Origin of the sequence: Cognatishimia coralii (assembly GCF_037478305.1) — a bacterium.
Classification (GTDB): Bacteria; Pseudomonadota; Alphaproteobacteria; order Rhodobacterales; family Rhodobacteraceae; genus Cognatishimia; species Cognatishimia coralii.
Genome location: NZ_JBBGAZ010000001.1, coordinates 774,543 through 788,647 on the forward strand (window position 1 = coordinate 774,543; position 14,105 = coordinate 788,647).

The window sequence follows — 14,105 nt, forward strand, 5'->3', positions numbered from 1 at the left end:
TGGCGGAAATACCCCAAAAGGTCAATATTTTGTTTTAATTCAATAACTTACCAGAATGCAATGGTATACACATGCCCTTCAGACGGAATCTTTCAAAGTTTCCGAATTCGATTTCTTTTAAAGAAATCGGTCACTTGCAGCAAAAAAGGGCGCCCCGTCGGACGCCCTTTTCTAAGTCATCTGTGATCGCTTACTGGATCATCGTCAACAGCGTATCCAGGGACGCTTTCGCATCGCCATAGAACATGCGTGTATTTTCCTTGTAGAACAGCGGGTTTTCGATACCGGAGTACCCGGTGCCCTGACCACGCTTGGAGACAAACACCTGCTTGGCTTTCCAGCATTCCAGAACCGGCATGCCCGCGATTGGGGAGTTTGGATCCTCTTGCGCCGCTGGGTTCACGATGTCGTTGGAGCCAATGACAATCGCCACATCGGTCTCTGGGAAATCATCATTGATCTCGTCCATCTCCATCACGATGTCATAGGGCACTTTGGCTTCTGCCAAGAGCACGTTCATGTGGCCCGGCAGACGCCCCGCAACAGGGTGGATCGCAAAGCGCACCTCTTTGCCCTTCGCGCGCAGACGACGGGTCAGCTCCGCCACATTTTGCTGCGCCTGAGCCACCGCCATGCCATAGCCTGGGATGATGATCACAGAGTCTGCTTCATCCAGCGCGGTCGCCACACCTTCGGCGTCAATCGCGATCTGCTCGCCTTCGACTTCCATCGCAGGACCTGCCGCCCCACCAAAGCCGCCGAGGATCACACTCACGAAGGAGCGGTTCATCGCCTTACACATGATGTAGCTGAGGATCGCACCAGAAGACCCCACCAGCGCGCCCACAACGATCAGAAGGTCGTTGCCAAGGCTGAAGCCAATCGCCGCAGCCGCCCAGCCGGAATAGCTGTTCAACATAGACACAACGACCGGCATATCCGCGCCACCAATACCCATGATCAGGTGATAGCCGATAAACAGCGCCATCAGGGTCAGGATATAAAGCGGCAGAACGTTGCCGGAGTTCAGATACATGACCAGCGCGATCACAGAGATCGCTGCTGCCGCTGCGTTCAGCATGTGACCACCCGGCAGTTTGGTCGCCGCAGAGGTCACGCGACCAGAGAGCTTGCCATAGGCAATCACAGAGCCTGTGAAGGTCACAGCACCAATCCAGATCCCCAAGGCTGCCTCGACCCGCAGGATGTTGATCTCGACCGCGTCTTTCTTGGCGAGCAGCGCCGCGAAACCTTCGAGAGATTTCTTTTCAGCCGCATCCATGCCCATGACATTGATCAGCTCGAAATGCGCGTTAAAGCCCACAAAGACCGCCGCCAGACCGACCAGCGCGTGCATACCCGCCACCAGTTCCGGCATCTGGGTCATCTCGACCTTAGAGGCCAGCTGATAGCCGATCAGACCACCCGCCGCGATCAGAACGACCGAGAGCCACCAGAGGCCCGCACCCGGACCGATCAGCGTTGCGAAGACCGCCAGCGCCATGCCGACGATACCGTACCATACTGCGCGTTTCGCGCTTTCTTGTCCGCTCAGACCACCCAAAGACAGGATGAAGAGAACGGCTGCGACCACGTAAGCCGCTGTAGTGAAACCGAATTCCATTGATCTCTATTCCTTAGGATTTCTGGAACATGGCGAGCATGCGCCGTGTCACGAGGAAGCCGCCAAAGATGTTGATCCCGGCCATAAAGACCGAAGCGGCAGCAAGGATGATCACCAGACCCGAGCTTGAGCCGATTTGCATCAGCGCGCCCAGAATGATGATCGAAGAGATCGCGTTGGTCACAGCCATCAAAGGCGTGTGCAGGGAATGCGAGACGTTCCAGATGACCTGAAAGCCGACAAAGACCGCCAGAACAAAAACGATAAAGTGCTGCATAAAGCTTGCAGGCGCCACAAGGCCCACGCCCAGCATCAGCGCGCCACCGACCGCAAGCAAAGTCACCTGCTGACGGGTCTGTGCTTTAAACGCCGCAGCCTCTTCGGCTTTGATCTCTTCCGGGGTCTTTTCTTTGACCTCAGGTTTCTTCTGCGCCGCAATCGCAGCCACTTTTGGCGGTGGCGGCGGGAAGGTGATTTCGCCTTCAAAGGTCACGGTCGCGCCACGGATCACGTCGTCTTCCATGTCGTGAATGACTTGACCGTCCTTCTCAGGGGTCAAGTCAGCCATCATGTGACGGATGTTGGTCGCATACAAAGTCGAGGACTGAGCCGCCATGCGCGATGGGAAGTCGGTATAGCCGATGATGGTCACGCCATTGTCGGTCACGATCTTCTCGTCAGCGACGGTCAGTTTACAGTTACCGCCCTTCTCTGCCGCAAGGTCGACGATCACAGAGCCGGGCTTCATCGCGGCGACCATGTCTTCGGTCCACAGCTCTGGTGCCTCGCGGTTCGGGATCAGCGCGGTGGTGATCACGATGTCAACTTCTGGCGCGAGTTCACGGAACTTCGCCAGCTGCGCTTCGCGGAACTCAGGGGAAGACACAGAGGCATAGCCGCCGGTTGCCGCTCCGTCCTGCTGTTCTTCTTCGAAATCCAGATAGACGAACTCTGCGCCCATGGATTCGACTTGCTCGGCCACTTCTGGACGCACGTCGAACGCATAAGTGATCGCACCCAGCGAGGTCGATGTGCCGATCGCCGCAAGGCCCGCAACGCCTGCACCGACAACCAGAACCTTCGCCGGAGGCACCTTACCCGCCGCTGTGATCTGGCCGGTGAAGAAGCGACCAAAATTGTTACCCGCTTCGATGACTGCGCGATAACCCGCGATATTCGCCATCGAGGACAGTGCGTCCATTTTCTGAGCACGCGAAATACGTGGCACCATTTCCATCGCGATCACATTCGCGCCTTTGGATTTCGCCAGCTCCATACCCGCTTCATTGGCGGCAGGGTTAAAGAAGGAAATCAGCGTCTTTCCTTTGGTCAGACGCTTAAGCTCTACTTCTTCAGGCTGGCGGACTTTAGCGACGATATCGCACGCTTTCCACAGTGCTGCTGCAGTGCCGATGACCTCGACACCTGCCTCTTTATAAGCGTCATCCGAAAAACCAGCCGCAGCGCCGGCCCCTTTTTCAATCGCGCACTCATAACCCAATTTGATCAGCTGCAAAGCTGACGCCGGCGTCATCGCAACACGCGATTCCCCCGCAAAGATCTCCTTCGGAGTTCCGATTTTCACGTCTAATGTCTCCTCACCTAACGGTGTTTATGCTTCTCAACCCAAGAACCGAGATCCGTTTACTTGCAAAACCCCTGTCTCACAAGGCTTTGACGGGCCCGTAGGGAGTAATACGCATGTGAGCGCTAAACTACGCATGCGACATTTCACCCGCAGGACACGACAAAAATCTAAATTTTCAGGGTCACGTTCCCACTTCGATTGCTAATATATGAAAACCTTTAGGCCACATAGCGTAATATTTGCACCCGCAGAACGACGTCACGGCAATTACGCTGCGATGCAGCGATTTTCTAGCATATTCACCCAATGTAAACTTGGGATTGCGTGAGGAAAAGTTGGGCTATGCCGTCAACGATGCTGCCAACATACGCGCAAGCACGTCTCGGCGATTGTCAAAACCTGCATAGTCAGATTGACCGGCCTTCAATCCATAAAGAGCAAGGCCCATGATGTCCGCCACAACCACCGCGTCGCCGCCGTAGGCTTCCAAATTTAGACGTTTTGCGCTTGCTTCGCGCTGCAACCAATCCGCATAAACTTTGGCGACTTTTTCCTGTCCGGTTTTTGCTTCAGCATGGCTGGCTGAATTATGGGTATCCAACAATTCGTCGCCATGCGGGGATTCCAGCAAGAGTTTGAACGTCTCACCAGCATGTTCAGCAAAAGCCGCGGTTAAAAGATCAGCAACCGCCCCTTCTTGCGAAAACGCCTCTTCGACCTTGCTGGCGACGCTGTCGTAATAAGCCACGGTCATGGACCTTTGGATGTCTTCTTTATTGCGAAAATGCAGATAAAGCGCGGCGCGCGACATGCCGGCGGCTTTGGCGATATCCTCCATAGAGGTTCGCCGGAACCCATAGGCGCGAAAGGTTTCGAAGGCCGCCATCATGATGGCCTCGGTCTTGCTGTCTTTTTGCGTCACTGTATCCGCCACTGGCTGTCCCTGACATTTCTGTCAAATAATGTTATTCATACATTCGACACAAATCTACAGCCTATTTGATTAAATTCAAGTAAGCGGAGATGCCAAACTAGGCAGATTTTAGCAATGTCGTTGCTTGCTTGCCGTTTGACCACGCAAGAACCGCTTGCCCAAAGGCTTCAAACAAAGGCCGACTGACTGGATCCTCTGCGGCGTTATACTCGGGGTGCCACTGAACCGCGAGCGTAAAGCCCGGCGCATCCGAGACATAGATCGCCTCGGGCGTCCCATCAGGGGCATGGCCGTCGATCACCAAACGCGGACCAGCGGTTTTGATCCCCTGCCCGTGCAGCGTATTCGTCAAGACCTTCTGCGCGCCCATCACCTGATGAAACACGCCGCCTTCCTGAAAGGTGACTTCATGGCGCAAAGCAAATTTCTCTTCGAGCGTGCCGTCAGGGGGCATGCGGTGATTGTCGCGCCCGGGCAGGTCTCGAATTTCGGGATAAAGCGATCCGCCCATGGCGACATTCACCTCTTGGAATCCTCGGCAGATGCCAAGGATTGGCTGCCCTGCTTCGACGCAAGAGCGGATCAACTCCAAGGCCACTTCATCGCGCGCACGGTCAAATTCGCCATGTGCTTCGGTAGCGGCTTCGCCATATTCTTCGGGATGCACGTTAGGGCGTCCACCCGTGAACAGAAACCCGTCACAGGCGTCCATCAACTCGGGCACGCTGACAAATCGAGGGTCTGACGGGATTATCAGTGGCATGCAGCCCGCCACATCCGTGACGGCCGTCGAGTTCATCGTTCCCGCCGCATGGACGGGATATTGATCATTCATCAGATAGGCATTGCCGATAATACCAACGATGGGGCGCGCCATGTTCAGCCTCTTATTGCTTCTGACAAGATACGCTACACGAAATTTTCCAAAACCCAACGTCTCGATTCACATAACGTGGCTGTGCATCAGCACACAGAAGCCAAATGGCGCGCTTTTGGGCGTTAGCCTTCGCCGGTGAGGCCCGCTGACGCGATACCCGCCAATCCAGCCTCGGCATCATTGTCCGATGTATCGCCGGTCACGCCGACCGCGCCAATCACGCTGCCCTTTTTGTCGCGCACCAGAATGCCACCTGGCACAGGCACAACCTGACCACCATAGACGCCATTTACAGCGGCCATGAAATAGGCCTGCTGCTCAGCCCGCGCCATCTGAGCGGAACCGGACATCCCCAACATAACCGCGCCAAAGGCCTTGCCATGCGCAATTGCAAAACGCCCCGGTGCAGCGCCGTCTTCTTTTTCAAAGGCGATCACATGGCCGCCCGCGTCCAGCACGACGACGGACAGAGGCTTAAGCTCCATCTCGCGGCCTTTTTCCAAGGATTTACGAATGATCGTGCGCGCCTTGCGCAATGAGATTTCAGCCATTTGAGCCCCCTAGGTCCAGTCTTACTCGATTTCATAAACCAACGGTTAAACCGCTGGCAGCTGTTGTGTGGCGCAGTGAATGCCGCCTCCGATTTCTCCGAGCGCATCCACATTCAGAGCGACAATCTCGCGCCCCGGATAGTGCCGTGCCATGGCCACTGCGGCCTCTTTGTCGGCCGCCCTATCTCCGAATTGCGCCATGATCACCGCACCGTTGCATGCATAGTAATTGGCGTAAGAGGCCACAAAGTCCAGTGCTTCAACCCGACGGCGAATGGGCTCGGGGATGACGTCAACCTTAAGGCCTGCTGAGCGGATCGCTGCGAGCGTTTCTTCAGCCGCAAGATGAAAAGGATCCGCCGGATCAACCTCTTGCGGCATATTCACAAGCACGCGCCCAGCGCCGGTGAATCGCGCAAGGCTGTCGATATGATAATCGGTGATGTCCTCTCCATAGACACCCTCGGACCAGATCATGCGGTCTGCGCCATAGGCATCCAGCAACCCATTTTCGATCTCTTGGCGCGACAGGCCCGGATTGCGGTTGCGGTTCACCCAAGAGCTTTCATGCGCCATGAGCAGCCCGTGACCGTCATGTTCCACACCGCCGCATTCGCCGACAATCCCAGAAGGCACCAGATCAAAGCCCAGCGCATCGGCCACTCGCTCCGCCACTCGCGCATCATGTCGATCCCGTTGTTTGCCGCCCCAGCCGTTGAACTGAATATGGCTGACAACACGTTGATTACCGCGAAAGGCCGTCAGAGGGCCCGAGTCCCGCACCCAAAGGTCTTCGGTCGGGATATCCCAGAGCTCTACCTGATCTGACAACAGTTTACGCGCCGCGCGGTGCTGGCTTTTATCGGCCAACATCACCACAGGCTCAAAACCGGCAATCGCATTGGCAATCCGCGCGATGGTGCTCTGCACATCTGCCAGCCACCAGCGATCATCATAGACCGCACGACTGTTGGGCCATTGCATAAAGGTCAGCTCATGTGGCCCCTCTTCGGGCGGCACATAGACGCCTTGGGTCGCGAGTGCATGGGTTCCAGTCAGCGCAAGCCCCCCGGCTGTCAATTTCATAAAGTCTCGACGTGAGCGCATAAGGCCTCCGAGATCCAATATGCCCCTTTATGCCGTAGCTTTCAGCTCGAGTCGACGGGCATGCAGGACAGGCTCGGTATAGCCTGACGGCTGCACACGGCCTTTGAAGACCAGATCACAGGCGGCTTGGAAGGCAATGCCAGCAAAGCTAGGCGCCATTGGCGCATAAAGCGGGTCGCCTGCGTTCTGGCCATCCACGACGGCAGCCATCTTTTGCATGGACGCCATGACCTCGGCCTCAGACACAACGCCATTGTGGATCCAATTCGCCAGATGCTGCGCCGAGATCCGGCAGGTCGCGCGGTCTTCCATCAGGCCGATGTCGTTGATGTCAGGCACTTTGGAACAGCCAACCCCCTGATCCACCCAGCGCACGACATAGCCAAGGATGCCCTGACAATTGTTGTCGACCTCATTGGCGATTTCCTCAGGCGACCAATTCGCGCCCGCGGCCAGAGGGATCTGCATGATGTCCTCACGTGCAGCGCGGCGACCGCCCTCCTTAAGCCCGTTTTGAACGCTCATGACGTCGACCTTATGGTAATGCAGCGCATGGAGTGTCGCGGCTGTCGGACTTGGCACCCAGGCACAAGTCGCACCGGACTGAGGGTGGCCGATCTTTTGATCGAGCATCGCTTCCATCATATCCGGCATGGCCCACATGCCCTTGCCGATCTGCGCCTTACCCTGCAGGCCGCATTCAAGACCGATATCCACGTTCAGAGCCTCATAGGCGGCGATCCAGCCTTCTTTCTTGATGTCATCCTTGCGCAGGAAGGCCCCTGCCTCCATCGAGGTGTGGATCTCATCGCCGGTCCGATCCAGGAAGCCTGTGTTGATAAAGGCCACGCGGGATTTTGCGGCGCGGATACATTCCTTAAGGTTCAGCGATGTGCGACGCTCTTCATCCATAATACCGATCTTGACGGTATTGGCAGGCAGGCCCAGCGCCTCTTCGACGTGGTTAAAGATGCGGTTGGTGAAAGCCACCTCTTCAGGACCGTGCATCTTGGGCTTTACGATATAGACGGAGCCATGCACCGAGTTGCCGCTTTCACGCGCCAGATCGTGTTTCGACACCAGAACCGTAGTCATGGCGTCCATCAGGCCTTCCATGATCTCATTGCCGTCTTTGTCGAGGATCGTCGGGTTGCTCATCAAATGGCCGACATTGCGGATCCACAAAAGCGCGCGGCCCTTCAGGACACGTTCTTTGCCCGCAGGGGTTTTGAAGGTCACATCGTCGTTCAGTTTCCGCGTGACCGTCTTACCGCCTTTCTCAAAGCTCTCTTGCAGATCGCCCTTCATGAGGCCCAGCCAGTTGCGATAGGCGAGCACCTTATCCTCGGCATCCACACAAGCCACCGAGTCCTCACAGTCCATGATCGCAGACATAGCGGCCTCGACAATCACATCGGCAATGCCCGCAGGATCGTCTTTGCCAATCGGGTGGCTTGGGTTGATGATGACACGGATATGCAGGCCGTTTTTGACAAACAAAAGCTCTGTCAGGTCCTCAGTGATACCGACAAACTGCTGCACCCTTTCCAGATTGGCGATGGTGTCGCCGAGACGCACAACAAACTGGCCGTCCTGGAAATCAAAGCCGGTGACATCGGCCCATTTGGCATCTTTCAAAGGCACGGCCTCATCCAGATGCGCTTTGGCAAAAGCAACAACCTCGCCCCCGCGCGCCGCGTCATAGCCACCCGCCGAAGGCGTCGAGCCCATCGCATCCGTGCCATAGAGCGCATCATACAAGGACCCCCAACGGGCATTCGCCGCGTTCAGCGCATAGCGGGCATTGGTGATCGGCACCACGAGCTGCGGCCCTGGCACCCAAGCGATCTCGGGGTCCACATTGGCGGTGTCGATTTGAAAGTCTTCGCCTTCCGGCAACAGATAACCGATCTCTTCGAGGAAGGCTTTGTAGGCATCGAAATCAAAAGCCTGACCCTTGTTGGACATGTGCCACGCGTCAATTTTCGACTGAATGTCCTCACGCTTGTGCAAAAGCGCGCGATTTTCGGGACCAAAGTCATGCACCAGTGCGCTAAGGCCCGCCCAAAAGGCGTCAGCCGTCACGCCAGACCCAGGAAGCGCCTCATTCTCAATGAAATCAACATATTCCGCAGCAACCTGCAGGCCGTTTTTGTTGATACGTGGCATGGCGTGTCCCTCCAAATGCGTCTTTGGGCCCGAAATTCGGTCCGATTTTCCATCTACCTAGTCTGATTTCCGAACACCATCAACCATTTTGGTAAAATTATTTTACCAAAATTTCCAAGAAACTGTTTCGGCGCTGAAGAAGGCAGCAGCAGAAAGCCTTGCAGCCCCCGTCTGACAGGATACATCTATCTCACCACAATTTACGGAGTGCGATGATGCGCGATGCGGCCCCTCAGACGATCTACCTCAAGGATTACACCCCCTTTGGCTATCTGATCGACAGCGTCGAGCTTACGTTCAAACTGCACCCCACTAAGACCCGTGTTCTGTCGAAGATCGCCTTTCGCCCGAACCCCGAGGCCACCGACAATCGCTTCTTCCTGCACGGCGAAGACCTGACGCTGATCTCGGCCAAGATCGACGGCCAAGACGTCACGGTCCGCCATGTGGACGGAGGTCTAGAGGCCGACGGACCCGCGCGCGCCTTTATCTGGGAGGCCGAGGTCGAGATCTCTCCGTCGACCAACACGGCGCTTGAGGGACTCTATATGTCAAACGGCATGTATTGCACGCAATGTGAGGCGGAAGGCTTTCGCAAGATCACATATTATCCAGATCGCCCCGACGTGATGGCCACCTTTGATGTGCGCATCGAAGGAGAAGAGCCGATCCTTCTGTCCAATGGCAATCCCGGTGCGAAAGGCGAAGGCTTTGCCGAATGGTCCGACCCATGGAAGAAACCCGCCTATCTCTTTGCTTTGGTTGCGGGGGATCTAATCAACCATCCGGGCAGCTTCACCACGCAATCCGGCAAAGACGTCGAGCTCAACATCTGGGTGCGCCCCTGGGATGAGCACAAATGCGCCTTCGGCATGCAGGCGTTGAAGGATTCGATGAAATGGGACGAGGACGTCTATGGCCGCGAATATGACCTCGATATCTTTAACATCGTCGCGGTCGATGACTTCAACATGGGCGCGATGGAGAACAAGGGGCTGAACATCTTCAACAGCTCTGCGGTTCTGGCCTCGCCTGAAACCTCTACCGACGCAAATTTTAAACGCATCGAAGCGATTATCGCTCATGAATATTTCCACAATTGGACCGGCAACCGCATCACCTGCCGCGATTGGTTCCAGCTGTGCCTGAAAGAAGGCCTCACCGTCTATCGCGACCAACAGTTCACCGCGGACATGCGGTCTGGCGATGTGGCGCGGATTGAGAACGTGCTTGCCCTGCGTGCGCGGCAGTTCCCTGAGGACCAAGGCCCGCTCAGCCATCCGGTGCGCCCCGAGGAATTCCAAGAGATCAACAATTTCTATACTGCCACCGTCTATGAGAAAGGCGCCGAGGTTATTGGCATGCTCAAGACGCTTGTGGGAGATGACGCCTATGCCAATGCGCTCGATCTCTATTTCGAACGCCACGACGGCGACGCGGCCACGATTGAGGACTGGCTGAAGGTGTTTGAGGACGCCACCGGACGCGATCTGACCCAGTTCAAGCTCTGGTACAGCCAGTCGGGTACGCCGAAGGTCTCGGTTAGCGAAGACTGGGACGCGGAAAGCGGCACTTTCTCTCTGACATTCACGCAATCCACGGCCCCTACTCCGGGCCAAGACGTCAAAGACCCAAAGGTCATCCCAATCGCCATTGGCCTCCTCAGCCCAGAAGGAGAAGAGATCCAAGCCACCGAGATCTTTGAGATGACCGAGGCAACCCAGACCTATCAGGCCAAAGGGCTCTCGGTCCGTCCCGTCCCATCGATCCTGCGCGGCTTCTCGGCCCCTGTGATCCTAGAGCAAGACATCGACAACACCCGCCGGGCCTTCCTCTTTGCCCATGACACCGACAGCTTTAACCGCTGGGAAGCGGGCCGAGATCTGGCGCGCGACGCCCTTTTGGACATGATCGAGAATGACGCCGCCCCAAGCGCGCTTTACCTCGACAGCCTGCGCAAAGTATTTGCCGATGACACTCTGGACCCCGCCTATCGGGCCTATCTGCAGGCCCAACCTGGCGAGTCCGATCTCGCACGCACTTTGGCTGCGAAGGGCGTGACGCCTGATCCAGACAAGATCCACGCGGCCTCTAAGGCGTTCAAACAGGCGAAGGCAGATGCCCTCAAAGACCTCTTGCGTCCGATCTATGAGGACAACCAGATCGACGGGCCATTTGTACCGGATGCGGAAGGCTCTGGAAAACGCGCGTTGGCCAATAGCGTCTTGTCTTTGATCACCAAGCTGGACGGAGGCACTTTGGCCCAATCGCAATTCGAGGCCGCCGACAATATGACCCAAAAGCTCGCAGCGCTCAGCCAGCTGGTGACAGCGGGCAAAGGCACAGACGCCATCACCGCGTTCTATGATCAATGGAAAGAAGACCGTCTGGTCATCGACAAATGGTTCTCACTGCAAGTGGCCTTGGCAGGCCCTGATGACGCGGCCAAGGTCGCGACCGCCCTCACCCAGCACCCAGATTTCGACATGAAGAACCCCAACCGCTTCCGCGCGACGTTGGGGGCTTTGGCGGGCAATCACGCAGGCTTTCACCATAAATCAGGCGCGGGATATAAGGTGCTCACCGATTGGCTGATCAAATTGGATGATCTGAACCCCCAGACCACCGCGCGCATGTGTTCCGCCTTCCAGACATGGAAAAACTATGACCCAGACCGTCAGGCGCTGATCAAGGCTCAGCTCGAACGGATCCTTGCGAAAGAGGGGCTCAGCCGAGATACTTCGGAAATGATCACGCGGATTCTGGGATAAATGGATTACAGCTACGAAAGCCAAGGGCGCACACCGAAATCCATCGCCGCTCTGGTGGCGATGGTCTTTATCCTGATTGGCCTCGATTATATCGGCACCGTCTGGTGGATCATCGTGATCGTCGCGATGATCACCCTGCCCGCCGCCATCGACGTCTTTGTCAACGCCACGGCGCGGCTAGAGCTGAACGACTCCCAGCTGTTCTGGAAAAACCGCAGCCAAGAGGTCACGATCCCCCTGCATGAAATCGAGAAAATCCGGTTGGACGGGCGTATGGATATGTCTGTCCGCGTGAGCGTTGTGCTGAATGATGGACGCAAATTACGCATGCCTTATGATGCCATGCCGCCCCACAAAGAGCTGGAAGCCGCGTTGCAAGCGCGGGACGTCAGGACAGAGCGGCACGCCTTTACGGTGTTTTAGGATCAAGCGGTCTCGCCCCTGACGGGCAGTATTGTTCGGGGCGAAAGAACAATACCTCGCGCAACCTGTAATTGCGACGCTTCGCCTAACCAATACCACCATTCTCTCACGCAATGGCCCGCGAACTTCCGCGGCTTTGCCCCTTTTCGGCCCGATTTTCAGGTGACTTTGCTCTCAACTCACAGGAGCAACTGAATGTTGAAAACCCGCCATACGCTCATGCCGCAAATGCCAGAAGTCTTGCGCGCTGTCGTTCGCAAGTTCACCAAGCCGCGTGAAGACGCGCCTTTGGCGTTTCTGCCGACGGTTTATACTGATCAGAATGTCGCGGAAGGCGTGAAAATTCCTGTAAACAACGCATCAGTGCGCAAATGCGATGACGCGAAGTTCCGCGAAGAAGGCCAGTTTCTGGCCCGTCAGGAACGGTGGGAGGATCTGTCCACCCGCATCCAAGAGGCCGATCGCGCCCGCGCGAAAAGCGCTTCAGGTACGTCTATTGCTGAACTTTTACTTTTCGGAGGCCGCGCCGATGTCGTTGCGGCTGCTGAGCACGCGCTGTTGCATGGGACACCAGAGAAAGACGCGAACTTCGTTGCCGGCATCGAAGATATGGAACTGATGCTCAGCGAGCACCCAAATGACTATGCGCTCGCCCTGACAGTTGCCCATATGCATATCGACATTGGTTGGGCATGGCGTGGCCATGGTGCTCTGGCGACCCTACCGCATGAAAACCGCGAGGCTTTTAAGGCGCATTTCCATCGGGCTGAAGAAATCATGGACGCCTTCTGCGCTCATGAAATGGATTCCCCTGCCCTGAGTGCCGCACGCTGCGCGCTTTTACCAGCGCAGGATCATCCGGGTGACTGCGTATCCGACGATTTCGAAGATCTCATCGATCTGGATCCCCAAAACCCGCGCCATATGCGTGCTTTGGGCAATTATCTCTTGCCACAATGGTATGGAGGCTATGAAAAGCTCGACCTCGAGGCGCGTCGAACCTCCGCCCGCACTTACGATCTTTGGGGCGCCGGTGGCTATGCTTGGGTTTGGTTTGACGCAATCCTCAGTGATCCGGAATGTCTGGCCCACATGGACGCAGACTATTTCTTGGACGGCGTCTTTGACATTCTAGAGCGCCAAACTGATCAGAACACCGCAAACCTCATGGCCGCGCAGGTTTATTGCGCATGGCAGGCGAGCCGTCAGAATTACATGGAAGGCGGCACCTCTGGCGCGCAAGCGACAGTGCTGCGCAAAGGGTTTGAGGATATCATCCACAAACATCTGCGCGAAGTGCATCCGCTGATTTGGGGCCATGCAGAATACGGCTTTGACAACCGCAATCGTTCAATTTCTTTGGAACGCCTGGCACGCAAAGGTACCGATCTGGCGCTGAACGCGGTGGCTCAGCCGTTTCGCAAGATGATTGAGCAAGGTCTGACGATCCACATCGGCCCTGAAGGCATCACCGAGATTCACCCTTAAAATAGTCCTCGCGCTGCATACGATAGGTGATATGGGCCGCGAGCCAATGCTCTTTGGGCAGGAACGGCATGTCGAAATCCCAAGCCTCATGGCGCGTCATGCCGATACGCTTCATGACCTTGGCAGAGGGTACATTGGGCACTGCTGTGAAAGACACGATCTGATCTAAACCTTTCTCTTCAAAACCGAATTTCAACCAGCCCTTGGCGGCTTCGCTGGCATAGCCCTTGCCCCAAGCCGTTGGCACAAACCGCCACCCAATCTCGACTTGCGGCGAAAATGGCGACTCTGCACTAAAGAGCGATAGACCACACAGCCCAAGAAACGCGCCCTCTTTATCTGTCACCGCCGAGAACCCATAGCCTTGCGTCTCCCAGCTCTCCTGACACTTCGCCATGGAGTCCGCCGACTTTTCCCGCGAATAGGTCATCGGGTAAAATCGCATCACCTGAGGATCCGCATTCATCGCGGCATAGGCGTCTAAATCGCGTGGTTCAAACGGGCGCAGGATCAGACGGTCGGTTTCAATCATTGTCGGCCTCATATTCGGGCAAAATCAGACCGCCGAGCTTG

At 56.3% G+C, this 14,105-nt stretch carries 11 protein-coding genes; 3 read left to right on the forward strand and 8 right to left on the reverse strand.

Annotated elements, in window-relative coordinates:
• Positions 1-190 precede the first annotated feature (190 nt).
• The 7 genes from WG622_RS03970 to WG622_RS04000 all read right to left on the reverse strand — a co-directional run bounded on the left by WG622_RS03970 (position 191) and on the right by WG622_RS04000 (position 8,850).
• Positions 191-1,624 carry an NAD(P)(+) transhydrogenase (Re/Si-specific) subunit beta gene (locus tag WG622_RS03970; RefSeq protein ID WP_339402385.1) on the reverse strand — a complete coding sequence of 478 codons (1,434 nt, stop codon included), beginning with the start codon at positions 1,622-1,624 and terminating at the stop codon, positions 191-193.
• A 13-nt stretch (positions 1,625-1,637) separates the two neighbouring features.
• Entirely contained in the window at positions 1,638-3,209 is a 1,572-nt protein-coding gene (locus WG622_RS03975; RefSeq protein ID WP_339402386.1) for a Re/Si-specific NAD(P)(+) transhydrogenase subunit alpha, read from the reverse strand.
• Between the two features lie 343 nt (positions 3,210-3,552).
• Positions 3,553-4,146 (reverse strand): TetR/AcrR family transcriptional regulator, encoded by a 594-nt coding sequence (locus tag WG622_RS03980; RefSeq protein WP_339402387.1) that lies wholly within the window; start codon positions 4,144-4,146, stop codon positions 3,553-3,555.
• A 97-nt stretch (positions 4,147-4,243) separates the two neighbouring features.
• Positions 4,244-5,023 carry a gamma-glutamyl-gamma-aminobutyrate hydrolase family protein gene (locus WG622_RS03985; protein WP_339402388.1) on the reverse strand — a complete coding sequence of 260 codons (780 nt, stop codon included), beginning with the start codon at positions 5,021-5,023 and terminating at the stop codon, positions 4,244-4,246.
• A gap of 122 nt (positions 5,024-5,145) precedes the next feature.
• Positions 5,146-5,574 (reverse strand): GlcG/HbpS family heme-binding protein, encoded by a 429-nt coding sequence (locus tag WG622_RS03990; protein WP_339402389.1) that lies wholly within the window; start codon positions 5,572-5,574, stop codon positions 5,146-5,148.
• A 45-nt stretch (positions 5,575-5,619) separates the two neighbouring features.
• Positions 5,620-6,660, reverse strand: a complete 1,041-nt coding sequence (locus WG622_RS03995; RefSeq protein WP_339402390.1) for an agmatine deiminase family protein — start codon at positions 6,658-6,660, stop codon at positions 5,620-5,622.
• Positions 6,661-6,708: 48 nt separating this feature from the next.
• Entirely contained in the window at positions 6,709-8,850 is a 2,142-nt protein-coding gene (locus WG622_RS04000) for a malate synthase G (protein WP_339402391.1), read from the reverse strand.
• Positions 8,851-9,065: 215 nt separating this feature from the next.
• Here WG622_RS04000 and pepN point away from each other — a divergent pair, with 215 nt between their 5' ends.
• The 3 genes from pepN (at position 9,066) to WG622_RS04015 (ending at position 13,532) form a co-directional block, all read left to right on the forward strand.
• Positions 9,066-11,621: an aminopeptidase N gene (gene pepN, locus WG622_RS04005; protein ID WP_339402392.1), complete on the forward strand. Its 2,556-nt coding sequence runs from the start codon at positions 9,066-9,068 to the stop codon at positions 11,619-11,621.
• Complete coding sequence (locus tag WG622_RS04010; RefSeq protein ID WP_339402393.1) at positions 11,622-12,044, forward strand: hypothetical protein; 423 nt, start codon at positions 11,622-11,624, stop codon at positions 12,042-12,044.
• A gap of 195 nt (positions 12,045-12,239) precedes the next feature.
• The gene (locus WG622_RS04015; protein WP_339402394.1) at positions 12,240-13,532 is read left to right on the forward strand and encodes a hypothetical protein; all 1,293 of its coding nucleotides are present in this window, start codon (positions 12,240-12,242) and stop codon (positions 13,530-13,532) included.
• Here WG622_RS04015 and WG622_RS04020 read toward each other — a convergent pair.
• The gene (locus WG622_RS04020; RefSeq protein WP_339402395.1) at positions 13,513-14,064 is read right to left on the reverse strand and encodes a GNAT family N-acetyltransferase; all 552 of its coding nucleotides are present in this window, start codon (positions 14,062-14,064) and stop codon (positions 13,513-13,515) included. The two genes, WG622_RS04015 and WG622_RS04020, sit on opposite strands and share 20 nt — an antisense overlap.
• Between the last annotated feature and the right edge of the window lie 41 nt (positions 14,065-14,105).

Coding starts and splice junctions, on each gene's coding strand:
- WG622_RS04015 (WP_339402394.1), top strand. CDS start 12,240: ATGTTGAAAACCCGCCATACGCTCATGCCGCAAATGCCAGAAGTCTTG.
- WG622_RS03995 (WP_339402390.1), bottom strand. CDS start 6,660: ATGAAATTGACAGCCGGGGGGCTTGCGCTGACTGGAACCCATGCACTC.
- WG622_RS04000 (WP_339402391.1), bottom strand. CDS start 8,850: ATGCCACGTATCAACAAAAACGGCCTGCAGGTTGCTGCGGAATATGTT.
- WG622_RS03985 (WP_339402388.1), bottom strand. CDS start 5,023: ATGGCGCGCCCCATCGTTGGTATTATCGGCAATGCCTATCTGATGAAT.
- WG622_RS03970 (WP_339402385.1), bottom strand. CDS start 1,624: ATGGAATTCGGTTTCACTACAGCGGCTTACGTGGTCGCAGCCGTTCTC.
- pepN (WP_339402392.1), top strand. CDS start 9,066: ATGCGCGATGCGGCCCCTCAGACGATCTACCTCAAGGATTACACCCCC.
- WG622_RS04010 (WP_339402393.1), top strand. CDS start 11,622: ATGGATTACAGCTACGAAAGCCAAGGGCGCACACCGAAATCCATCGCC.
- WG622_RS04020 (WP_339402395.1), bottom strand. CDS start 14,064: ATGATTGAAACCGACCGTCTGATCCTGCGCCCGTTTGAACCACGCGAT.
- WG622_RS03990 (WP_339402389.1), bottom strand. CDS start 5,574: ATGGCTGAAATCTCATTGCGCAAGGCGCGCACGATCATTCGTAAATCC.